Below are 10,258 nucleotides of genomic sequence, written 5' to 3' on the forward strand. Positions count from 1 at the left end.
GCTCCGCCGGGTCATGCGGTGGGGGAACCGACGCCCTTCACCCCCCATCGGTGGTTCGCCCGCCGGCAGGCGCTTTTGATCTTGAGAGCGCGCAGCGCATCCCGCCCGAGAGCGCGAAGCGCACACCACACCGCGGACCACACGAAGACCGGACCCCGCAACCAAGGTGAGGCGAGGCACGCCTTAGGCTTTGCCGTCGTGAGCCCGCACCCCCAGCCCCTCGCCGTGGAAGTGTCGGGGCTGGTCAAGCGCTACGGCTCCACCGTCGCGGTGAACGGACTCGACCTGACCCTCCCCCGCGGTGACGTGCTCGCCCTGCTCGGCCCCAACGGCGCCGGCAAGACCACCACCGTCGAGGTCTGCGAGGGTTTCCGCCAGGCCGACGGCGGCACGGTCCGCGTCCTGGGCCTGGACCCCCGCTCCCCCGCCCTGCGCCCCCGCATCGGCGTGATGCCCCAGGGCGGCGGCGGTTACCCGGGTGTCCGCGCCGAGGAGATGCTCCGCCTGGTGGCCACCTGCGCCGCCAACCCCCTCGACCCGGCCTGGCTGCTGGACGTGCTCGGCCTCAACAACGTCGGCCGCACCCCTTACAAGCGACTCTCCGGCGGCCAGCAGCAGCGGCTCTCCCTCGCCTGCGCGCTCGTCGGGCGGCCCGAGCTGGTCTTCCTCGACGAGCCGACCGCCGGCATGGACCCCCAGGCCCGCCGCCTGGTGTGGGAACTCGTCACGGCCCTCAAGGCCGACGGCGTGAGCGTCCTGCTCACCACCCACCTCATGGACGAGGCCGAAGCACTCGCCGACCACGTCGTGATCGTGGACCGCGGCCAGGTCGTCGCCGCCGGCACACCCCAGGAACTCACCGCGCTGGAAGACCAACAGCTGCGGTTCCGCGCACGCCCCGGCCTCGACCTCACCCTCCTGGTCGACGCGTTGCCCGAGGGCATGAAGGTGCGCGAAGCCAGCCGTGGCGGCTACGTCGTGCAGGGCCGGATCGACCCCCAGGTCGTCTCGACCGTGACCTCCTGGTGCGCTCAACAGGGCGTGCTGGCCGAAGAACTGACCGTCGCCAAGCGCAGCCTGGAAGACGTCTTCCTCGACCTCACCGGACGGGAGCTTCGCTCTTGACGTTCGCACCAGGCACCTTCACCCCACACCCCGGCCGCGGCTCCCTCCCCCGCATGCTCTGGGCACAGGCCCGCACCGAAGCCGTCCTCACCTTGCGCAACGGCGAACAGATCCTCCTCACAGTCCTCATCCCGGTCGCGCTGCTCATCGCGATGAGCGTGATGTCGGTCATCCCGGTGCCCGAACCCCGCGTCGGCTCGTCCGTCGCCCGCGTGTTCGCGCTCGCCGTCATCTCCTCCGCCTTCACCGGCCAGGCCATCGCCCTGGGCTTCGACCGCCGCTACGGCGTCCTCAAGCGCCTCGCCGCGACCGCACTACCCCGGTGGCTGCTGGTAGGCGGGCGGATCGCGGCCGGACTCGCCGTGGTGGCAATCCAGGTCGTCATCCTCGGCGTAGTCGCCGTCCTCCTGGGCTGGGACCTGCCCTCTGCCACCGGCTGGCTGTGGACAGCAGCACTGCTCATCCTCGGAGCACTGACCTTCGGCGCACTGGGCGTGCTGCTAGGCGGAGCGCTGCGCGCGGAGATCGTGTTGGCACTGGCCAACATCGTGTGGTTCCTACTCCTACTGGTCGGCGGCGTGGCGCTAGGCGTGGACAACCTGCCGTCCTGGCTGGCGACCATCGTCCAACTCCTCCCCTCCGCCGCCCTGGCCGAGGGCCTGCACACCGCAGTCGTCGACGGCGGCGCACCCGCTCTCAAGCAGGTATTGGTCCTCCTGGCTTGGGGTGTGACCGCCGCCGCAGTCGCCGCCCGCACCACAAAGCTCTCCTGATCCGACGCCACCCCGACACCACCCCGGCGCGACTTCTCAGGAAGTGGTACCTACCATCGGTAACCGTGCCTGACTGGGTCGTCGCCTCCTTGCTGAAGTTCCAACGCGCCTTCGCCATCGCCGTGGTGATAGCGCAAGCGGGCATCGCGGTGACCGGTTCGATCGTGCGCGTCACCGGCTCCGGCCTGGGCTGCCCGACCTGGCCGCAGTGCGTCGCCGGCAGCCTCACCCCGGTCGAGCACCCCGAGGTCGCGCCCCTGCACCAGTGGGTCGAGTTCGGCAACCGGACGCTCACCGGGCTGGTCGGCGTCATCGCCGCGCTGTGCGTGCTGGCCGCCTGGTACTCCACTCCCCGCCGCAAGCGGGTGCTCAAGCTCGCGCTCGTCCAGCTGATCGGCGTGGGTGTGCAGGCCGTGGTCGGCGGGATCACCGTGCTGACCGGTCTGCTGTGGTGGACGGTCAGCGTCCACTTCCTGATCTCGATGGTCCTGACCTGGCTGGCCGTGCTCCTGGTCGCCGCGATCCGCGAGGGCGACGAGCCCGCCCGACCGCTGGTCACGAGGAACGTGATGCGGCTCCAGGTCGTGCAGGCGGGCGTGCTCGGGTTGCTGCTGCTCGCGGGCACGTTCGTCACCGCCGCCGGGCCGCACGCGGGCGACGCCTCGACCCCGCGCCTGGACGTGCCGGTGGAGACGCTGTCCCAGCTGCACGCCGACCTGCTGTTCCTCTTCCTCGGCATGCTGATCGCGATGGGCTTCACCCTCGGCAGCACCGCCCGCCGCGCCTACTACACCCTCGTCGCCACCGTCGTGGCGCAGGGCGCGCTGGGCATGGTCCAGTACTGGACGGGCGTGCCCGAGGTGCTGGTCTCGATCCACGTCCTGGGCGCCGGCGCCGTCGTGATCGCCACCGCCAACCTGTGGGTGCACACCCGCGAACGGGTTCAGCGCGACGACGCGGGCCTGCGCTCCCAGACCGCCGGCAGCTCCGTCGCCAGCCACGTGTAGAGGTCGTCCACCGCGCGCAGCCGCACCGCCCGCTCCGGGTCGCCGCTCATCAGCCGCATCCCGGCCTCGGTCAGCTCGCGCACGCTGGTCAGCGCGTCCAGCTTCCGCGCGACCAGGTCGCCCCAGCGCTTCTCGTTGATCCGGTACTGCGCGGCCTGCCTGCCCCGCCGCGTCCGCTTGGTCACCAGACCCTCGCCCACCAGGAACTTCAGGTTCGTGGAGATCGACCCGCTGGACGCCTCCAGCTCCTGGGACAGCTCCGCCGCCGTCCGCTCGGTCGGCTGGCACACCAGCAGGTACCCCAGGATGCGCCCGCCGATCAGCGGGATGCCCTCCCGCTCGAAGTGGGCCGCGAACCGCTCGATCCACGCCGACAGCCGAGTCTCACGCCCGACACTCACCAGCCATCCCCCTGCCTTCGGCCAACACTGAAGCCATAGTAGGCAGTCAGAGCCGCCGGAGGCCCGCCAACACGCGCTCCATGAGCCCGAGTTCGGGTTGTTCGCCGTCGGAGGACACCGTCCGGTGCACGTCGATCAGGCCGCGCTCGGCCATGTCGCCCAGCAGCACCTTCGCCACGCCCAGCGGCAGCCGCAGCAGCGCCGCGACCTCGGCCACCGAGCGGGGCCGGGCCACCAGCGAGATGACCTCCTGGTACTCGGCCTTCAACGCGCCCGGGTAGTCCCAGTCGACCGTCGAGACCAGGGTCTCGATCTCCAGCTGCACCGACGACGTGGTGCGCCCGCCGGTCCAGGAGTAGGGGCGGACGATCGACGCGGCCTCCTCGCCGCGCGGGAGCTCGAAGTCCAGGTCGTCGGCGAACACCGGGTGCGGGCGCGTGGGCACCTCCGCCGGTTCGGGCTCGGGCGCCGGTTCCGGCTTGCGCCGCCGGGCCGAGTCCAGGCTGAAGCCGTTGAGCAGGTCGGCGAACGTCTGCTCGGCGGACGACTCGGGCTCCTGGCTCATGACCACCTCACGCCGACGGGCGGGCCATCATCCGTTTCACGCCCTGGATCTCGGCGCGCAGCTCGGGGGTGAGCAGCTGCCCGACCTGGTCCACGACGACGGTCATCTCGTAGGCGACCTGGCCGACGTCGGCGTCCGGCGCGGCCAGCACCGCGAGGCACGAGCCGTCCCGGATCGACATCAGCAGCATGATCCCGTACTGCATCTCGATCACCGAGCGCAGCACCGGGCCGCCGTCGAAGCAGCGCGCCGCCGACTCGGTCAGGCTCGCCACCCCCGCCGCGATCGCCGAGAGCTGCTCGGCGCGGTCGTCGGGCAGGCCGCTGGACGCGGTGAGCAGCAGGCCGTCCACGGAGATCACCACGGCGTGGGCGACACCGGGCACGCGATCGGCGAAGTTGCTCACCAACCAGCCGAACTGGTCGATCTGCCGTGACCTCTGCCCGCTCATGTGCTCTCCCGCCCCGTTCGGTTCTCACCGGAGTCCCGCTGTACACCTTGCCGGATACCGGTCTGGTAGCTGGCCAGAAATCCGCGTGTCGCGTTCGGATCCCGCCGGACGGGTGCACCGGGTTCTGGTGCGTCCGGCCGATCGGCCACCAGGTTCGTGCGCGGTCGCCGCTTGGGCAGCGCCGTCGAGTTCTCGGCCGCGGGCACCTCGGCCTGCACCGGGACGTCCGTGCCGCGCTGCCGCGCCGGTTCCGCGGGACCCGAGGGGATGGGCTTGCCGGTGAACCAGGTGGACGGGTTGCGCGAGGCTGCCGGTGCGGGAGTGCGAGCGGGCAGCGGGGTGCCGTTGGGCGGGGTCTGCGTACGAACCGGCAGCGGAGTCCCGTTGGGCGGCGTAGGAGTACGCATCGGCAACGGAGTTCCGCTGGGCGGTGTGGAAGTACGCGTCGGCAGTTGCATGCCACTGGGCGGAGTCTGGGTCCGAGCCACCGGACGAGCCGACGTCACCGCGATGTGGCCGGCGAAGGTCTGCTCCGACGCCGTCACCCGCCGCGGCTCCGGCGCACTGACCGCGCGCACCAACTCCGGCGGCAGCGCGACCACCGCGCGCAACCCTTCCCCCTGCTCGCGCAACATGACCTGCATGCCGTGCCGACCGGCCAACCGACCCACCACGTACAACCCGAGCTGGCGCGACACCGGCAGTTCGCCCGCCTCGTCCGCCGCGGCCTGCGCGATCTTGCGGTTGGCCTGCTCCAGGTCCTCCTCGGACATGCCGACACCGACGTCGATCACGTCCACGAACACACCGCCGCCGGCGCGGGCGCGGCCACCGACGACGACCTGCGTGCGCGGCGGGGAGAACGTGGTCGCGTTGTCCATCAGCTCGGCCACCAGCCGCACCAGGTCGCCCGCCGCGTAGCCGACGACCTCGACCTGCGGCGTGGCCTGCACGACGACCCGCTGGTACTGCTCGATCTCCGACGCGGCGGCGCGCAGCACGTCGCCCAGCGGGACCGGGCGGGTGAAGCGGCGGGCCATGTCGATGCCGGAGAGCACCATCAGGTTCTCGTTGTTGCGGCGCATCCGGGTGGCGAGGTTGTCCAGCTTGAACAGGTTCGCCAGCTGCTCGGGGTTCTCCTCCTGCCGCTCCAGCTCCTCCATGAGCTTGAGCTGCCGCTCCACCAGACCCTGGCTGCGGCGGGACAGGTTGACGAACGCGCTGCGCATCGCGGTGCGCAGGTCGGCCTGCTCGGCGGCGGAGGCGACGGCCTGGCGGTGCACCGCGTCGAACGCGCGCGCCACCTGGCCCAGCTCCTCGCGGGTGTGCACGGGCACCGGCTCGACCGACACGTCCGGCGCCGCGTCCTCCTTCAGCTGCGCCACCAGCGTCGGCAGCCGGCGCTCGGCGACGTCGAGCGCCGCCACCCGCAGGGCGCGCAGCGAGCGCAGCAGGTAGTTGCCGACGACCAGGCCGACGCCGGCGGCGGCGAACAGCGAGGCGAGCAGGATGACCGACGCGAAGCCGGCGCGGTCGCTGGTCTCGTCCTGGAGACGCGTGGCGTCGTCGGAGAGCTGCTTCTCCAAGCCGCGCAACACGATGCCGATCTGGCGCTGGGCGCCGACCGAGCCGTCGTTCCAGGCGTCCACGGCGACCCGTTCGCCGATCGACTCGGGTTCCCGGCGGACCTGTTGCAGCAGGCTGTTGCGGGCGTCCACGTCCTGGCCCGCGACGGTGGCGCGGTACTCGGCCTGCTGCTCGGGCGTGGCGACGGCGTTGAAGTCGGCGAGCTTGTCCTGCTGGCGGGTCCAGGACTGCTCCAGCGCGGTCTTCTCGCTGTCCAGCAACGATCCCCGGCTGATGCCGGCCAGCACGGTGGCGTGCTGCCAGGACATCTGCTCGGCCGCCATCGCGAGGTTGTGCAGCGAGGTGGCGGTGCCGGCCAGGGTGGACTCGCCGAAGTCGCCGACCATCGCCTGGTCGAAGTCGAGCAGGGCGCGCAGGACGACGCTGTAGCCGCCGATGCCGCCCGCGAGGTCCACGCCGCCGCTGATCACGCGGTCGCGCAACTGCGGCAGGCCGTCGAGCTGGACGGTGATGTCCCGGAACCGCGCGCCCGCGACCTCGCCGAGGCGGGCGCGTTCCACGAGGTTCTTCACGCCCGCGGCGGCGGTGTCGGTGGCGCGCACGACGTCGCGGAACCGGGTCAGGTTGACGCCCTTGAAGTCCTCGCGCACCGCGGAGGCGGCGCGTTCCGCCTGGACGCTGGTGACCAGCACGTCGAGGCCGGCGCGCAGCGTGACCAACCGCTGCATGCCCGCGTACTGGTCGGCGGCCTTGACGTAGCCGCGGATCTGCACCAGTCCCGCGCCGACGGCGACCAGCACCGGCACCGCGAGGACGGCGGCCAGCTTGACCGGCAGCCGCCAATTCCGCCAGTCGGCGACGGCGTTCCACCACTGCCGTCGCGTGCCGTTTTCGCCTGTCACCACACAAGTCCCGGGGTAAATGAGTAACCGATCGACTACGCAAATCGTCACCGGCACGAGCGGCAGGCGGCGGATGCTGTTGCGGGATAGTAGGTGGTGGATCAGGCCAGGACAACGACCTCGACGCAGGTCATCAGCCGTTCGGCGCACGGGGTGCGGCGGACGGGACCCGCGATCCAATCGAGACTTCACCCCCGCAGGGGTCGTGAGCTGCGCTAACGGTCTCAGCGGCCGTCCTGCGCACCGAGAACGGCAGTTGACTGGACGCGCGGCGGAGTTACGCTTCTCGCTCGCCGAGCCGCACGAGCCCCTCCCGCGGCCGATCAGGCGAAATCCCTGGAGGTTTGATGACGAAGGCGATCCTGCCTCCGAGCGAATCGAGGCGCGGGCGCGGTTTCGCGACGTTCGACGAAGATCCAGGGACGCCGCTGCTGGTCGACCACTCGGGCAAGCCGGACTTCGTGGCGCTGCGCGACAGCGAGGATTTCCGCGAACTGCGACGGCGGGTGACGCGGTTCGTACTCCCCGCTACTTTGGGCTTCCTCGCGTGGTACCTCGGCTACGTGGCGCTGTCGGCGTACGCGCCGGAGTTCATGGCCGCCGAGGTCTACGGCGTGATCAACATCGGCATCCTGTTCGGGATCCTCCAGTTCGTCAGCACCATCGCGCTCACCCTGGCCTACGCCCGCTACGCGCGGCGCAAGCTCGACCCGCAGGTCGACGCGGTCCGGGCGCTGACCGGGGAGGGCCGGGCGTGACCGGCGGCAACACCGCGATCAACGTCGGCGTCTTCGCGGTCTTCGTGCTGATCACGCTCTGGGTCGTGTACCGGGCGGGCAGCCGCAACACCACCGCGTCGGACTACTACGCGGCGGGCAGCAGCTTCACCGGGCCGCAGAACGGGATCGCGCTGTCGGGCGACTTCCTGTCCGCGGCGTCGTTCCTGGGCATCTCGGGCAGCATCGCGGTCAACGGCTACGACGGGTTCCTGTACTCCATCGGCTGGGTCGTGTCCTGGCTGATGGGCCTGATGATCATCGCGGAGCGGTTGCGCAACACCGGCCGGTTCACCCTCGGGGACGTACTGGCGTTCCGGATGCGGCAGCGCCCGGTGCGGGCGGCGGCGGCGAACGTGACGCTGGTGATCTCGCTGTTCTACATGATCGCGCAGATGGCCGGCGCGGGCGCGTTGATGGCGCTGCTGCTGGACGTGCACACCAAGGCCGGGCAGGCGGTCGTCATCGCGGTCGTCGGCATCGTCATGGTGCTGTACGTGCTGGTCGGCGGCATGAAAGGCACCACGTGGGTGCAGATCATCAAGGCCGTGCTGCTGATCTTGTGCGTGACGCTGATGACGGTGTTCCTGCTCGGCAAGTTCGGCTTCAGCCTGTCGTCGATCATGGAGACGGCGTCCCGGCACAGCCCGCTCGGCCCGCAGGTGCTGGAGCCCGGCGCCCGGTACGGCGGAACCCCGTTGGCGCGCTTGGACTTCATCTCGCTGGCCCTGGCGCTGGTGCTGGGCACCGCGTCCCTGCCGCACGTGCTGATGCGCTTCTACACCGTGCCCAACGCGCGGGAGGCGCGGCGGTCGGTGGTGTGGGCGACGTGGATGATGTCGATCTTCTACCTGTGCACGCTGGTGATCGGGTTCGGCGCGCTGGCCCTGGTCGGCGCGGACCGGATCAAGAAGGCGCCGGGCGGCGAGAACTCCGCCGCGCCGCTGCTGGCCTTCGAGATCGGCGGCGCGGTGCTGCTGGGCATCGTGTCGGCGGTGGCGTTCGCGACGATCCTGGCCGTGGTGGCCGGTCTGACGCTGACGGCGTCGGCGTCCTTCGCGCACGACGTGTACGCCAACGTCCTCAAGCGCGGCCACACCGACCCGCGGTCGGAGGTCCGGGTGGCCCGGTTGACGGCGGTGGTGGTGGGGTTGCTGGCCATCGCCGGCGGCATCGCGGCCAACGGGCAGAACGTGGCTTTCCTGGTGGCGCTGGCGTTCGCGCTGGCGGCGTCGGCGAACCTGTCCACGATCATCTACTCGATGTTCTGGAAGCGGTTCAACACCAACGGGACGCTGTGGGCGATCTACGGCGGGCTGGTGTCGTGCATCGTGCTGATCGCGTTCTCGCCGGCGGTGTCGGGCACGAAGTCGTCGATCTTCCCCGAGGTGGACTTCGCGTTCTTCCCGCTGGGCAACCCGGGTCTGGTGTCGATCCCGTTCTCGTTCCTGTGCGGGTTCCTGGGCACGGTGCTGAGCCGGGAGAAGGCGGACCCGGTGAAGCAGGCGGAGATGGAGGTCCGGTCGTTGACCGGGATCGGGTCGGGTCTGCGGTAACGGATCACGGCTGCGCGGTGATCTCCTTGGTGGGAGGTCTTGATGTCCGGGTGCGCGGTCGGGAGGCACTGAGCCGTGTCGCGGGCCGTGTTGATCAGCGCCGCCGGGTTGGGCGTGGTGCTGCTGCTGTGCGTCCTGGCGTGGTTGTACCTGCGGCGGCAGCGGAAGGTGGAGGCCGGCATCGCGGTGGCGGCGGTCGCCGTGATCGTGTCGGCCACCGTGCCGCTGCTGGCCAAACCCGTCGAGGACGCCTGGTCCCCGGTGACCGGCGGCCCGCCCTCGGCGTCCGCGTCACCCTCGCCGGTGCCCCCGCCCGGCGCGGCGAAGGAGCGGTTGCGGGCGGGGTGGGGACCGGACCGGCCGGTGTACACCTCCGCCAAGCCGGCGGGCCACGTGACGCTGAACTCGATCACGGACAACCCGCACGTCGGTGACGAGCGCACGTTCTTCGTCGTCCGGCACGCCGGCCCGGATTGCTGGAGCGGCGAGCCGTCCTGGCAGGCCCACGAGAAGGTCACCCAGGGGGACCGCCTGCTGTTCCGGGTCTACGTCGAGAACTCGGTGTCCGACCACCTCGACGAGGACGGGTCGCACACCGTGCACGGCCTGCGGCTGAAGGTCAGCTTGCCGACGGCGATCGGCGACCGGGAGAGCGGGTCGGCGGGCCAGGCCGAGGCGAGCGCGGTGCTCACCACCGACAACGCCGAGCCGACCGAGTACTGGCACATCCTGCTGCTGTCCTCGGACCAGCCGTTGCAGCTCAAGCTGGTGCCCGGCACGAGCAAGCTGCACACCACCCACTTCGGCGCGGAGGGCCTGACGCTGCCGGACTCGTTCCTCTACCCGCCGGGGATGCCGCTGGGCTACGACAAGCTCGACGGGAACCTGCGCGCGGGCTACAAGTACGCGCTGTACCTGAGCTTCTGCGTCGAGGCGATCGGCACGTACGAGGTCTAGATGAGTAATGCGTCAGTGGGTCGGTGGTCGTGATCAGGTGAAGCGTCGTCGACCTTGATGTGCTTTTCCGCCGAAGGCGGCAGGCTCTTGCGTTCCGCCAAGCGGCAGCGACCACGGGAAGGGCCTCGGTTTCTTTCCCCGTCCGGCCTGGGCGAAGC

At 70.8% G+C, this 10,258-nt stretch carries 10 protein-coding genes; 6 read left to right on the plus strand and 4 right to left on the minus strand.

Features of this window, described 5'->3' with window-relative positions; translation table 11 throughout:
- Nucleotides 1-198 precede the first annotated feature (198 nt).
- The 3 genes from WBN91_RS37595 (at nt 199) to WBN91_RS37605 (ending at nt 2,905) form a co-directional block, all read left to right on the plus strand.
- Nucleotides 199-1,125 (plus strand): ABC transporter ATP-binding protein, encoded by a 927-nt coding sequence (locus WBN91_RS37595; protein ID WP_337729069.1) that lies wholly within the window; start codon nt 199-201, stop codon nt 1,123-1,125.
- A 53-nt stretch (nt 1,126-1,178) separates the two neighbouring features.
- Nucleotides 1,179-1,898 (plus strand): ABC transporter permease, encoded by a 720-nt coding sequence (locus WBN91_RS37600; protein WP_337729068.1) that lies wholly within the window; start codon nt 1,179-1,181, stop codon nt 1,896-1,898.
- Between the two features lie 65 nt (nt 1,899-1,963).
- Complete coding sequence (locus WBN91_RS37605) at nt 1,964-2,905, plus strand: COX15/CtaA family protein (protein WP_337729067.1); 942 nt, start codon at nt 1,964-1,966, stop codon at nt 2,903-2,905.
- Here the strand turns inward: WBN91_RS37605 and WBN91_RS37610 are convergent.
- The 4 genes from WBN91_RS37610 to WBN91_RS37625 are packed head-to-tail and all read right to left on the minus strand — an operon-like array spanning nt 2,842 to nt 6,814.
- Entirely contained in the window at nt 2,842-3,306 is a 465-nt protein-coding gene (locus WBN91_RS37610; protein WP_337729066.1) for a GbsR/MarR family transcriptional regulator, read from the minus strand. The genes WBN91_RS37605 and WBN91_RS37610 overlap by 64 nt on opposite strands.
- A gap of 46 nt (nt 3,307-3,352) precedes the next feature.
- Entirely contained in the window at nt 3,353-3,871 is a 519-nt protein-coding gene (locus WBN91_RS37615; RefSeq protein WP_337729065.1) for a DUF742 domain-containing protein, read from the minus strand.
- A gap of 7 nt (nt 3,872-3,878) precedes the next feature.
- Nucleotides 3,879-4,322 (minus strand): roadblock/LC7 domain-containing protein, encoded by a 444-nt coding sequence (locus WBN91_RS37620; RefSeq protein ID WP_337729064.1) that lies wholly within the window; start codon nt 4,320-4,322, stop codon nt 3,879-3,881.
- Nucleotides 4,319-6,814 carry a sensor histidine kinase gene (locus WBN91_RS37625; protein WP_337729063.1) on the minus strand — a complete coding sequence of 832 codons (2,496 nt, stop codon included), beginning with the start codon at nt 6,812-6,814 and terminating at the stop codon, nt 4,319-4,321. Before WBN91_RS37625 ends, WBN91_RS37620 begins: the two co-directional genes overlap by 4 nt.
- Nucleotides 6,815-7,158: 344 nt before the next feature.
- Between WBN91_RS37625 and WBN91_RS37630 the strand changes: the two genes are divergently transcribed.
- From WBN91_RS37630 to WBN91_RS37640, 3 genes are all read left to right on the plus strand, one after another.
- Nucleotides 7,159-7,569, plus strand: coding sequence for a DUF485 domain-containing protein (locus WBN91_RS37630; RefSeq protein ID WP_337729062.1), 411 nt, complete (start codon nt 7,159-7,161; stop codon nt 7,567-7,569).
- Nucleotides 7,566-9,143 carry a solute symporter family protein gene (locus tag WBN91_RS37635; RefSeq protein WP_337729061.1) on the plus strand — a complete coding sequence of 526 codons (1,578 nt, stop codon included), beginning with the start codon at nt 7,566-7,568 and terminating at the stop codon, nt 9,141-9,143. Before WBN91_RS37630 ends, WBN91_RS37635 begins: the two co-directional genes overlap by 4 nt.
- A gap of 75 nt (nt 9,144-9,218) precedes the next feature.
- Nucleotides 9,219-10,100, plus strand: coding sequence for a hypothetical protein (locus tag WBN91_RS37640; RefSeq protein ID WP_337729060.1), 882 nt, complete (start codon nt 9,219-9,221; stop codon nt 10,098-10,100).
- The last annotated feature ends 158 nt before the right edge of the window (nt 10,101-10,258 follow it).

Source organism: Saccharothrix sp. CCNWYY140 (assembly GCF_037401995.1).
Classification (GTDB): Bacteria; Actinomycetota; Actinomycetes; order Mycobacteriales; family Pseudonocardiaceae; genus Actinosynnema.

What these genes read in the sequence shown, in the direction of transcription:
- WBN91_RS37600 (WP_337729068.1), top strand. Translation starts at nt 1,179, where the DNA reads ATGCTCTGGGCACAGGCCCGCACCGAAGCCGTCCTCACCTTGCGCAAC.
- WBN91_RS37630 (WP_337729062.1), top strand. Translation starts at nt 7,159, where the DNA reads ATGACGAAGGCGATCCTGCCTCCGAGCGAATCGAGGCGCGGGCGCGGT.
- WBN91_RS37615 (WP_337729065.1), bottom strand. Translation starts at nt 3,871, where the DNA reads ATGAGCCAGGAGCCCGAGTCGTCCGCCGAGCAGACGTTCGCCGACCTG.
- WBN91_RS37620 (WP_337729064.1), bottom strand. Translation starts at nt 4,322, where the DNA reads ATGAGCGGGCAGAGGTCACGGCAGATCGACCAGTTCGGCTGGTTGGTG.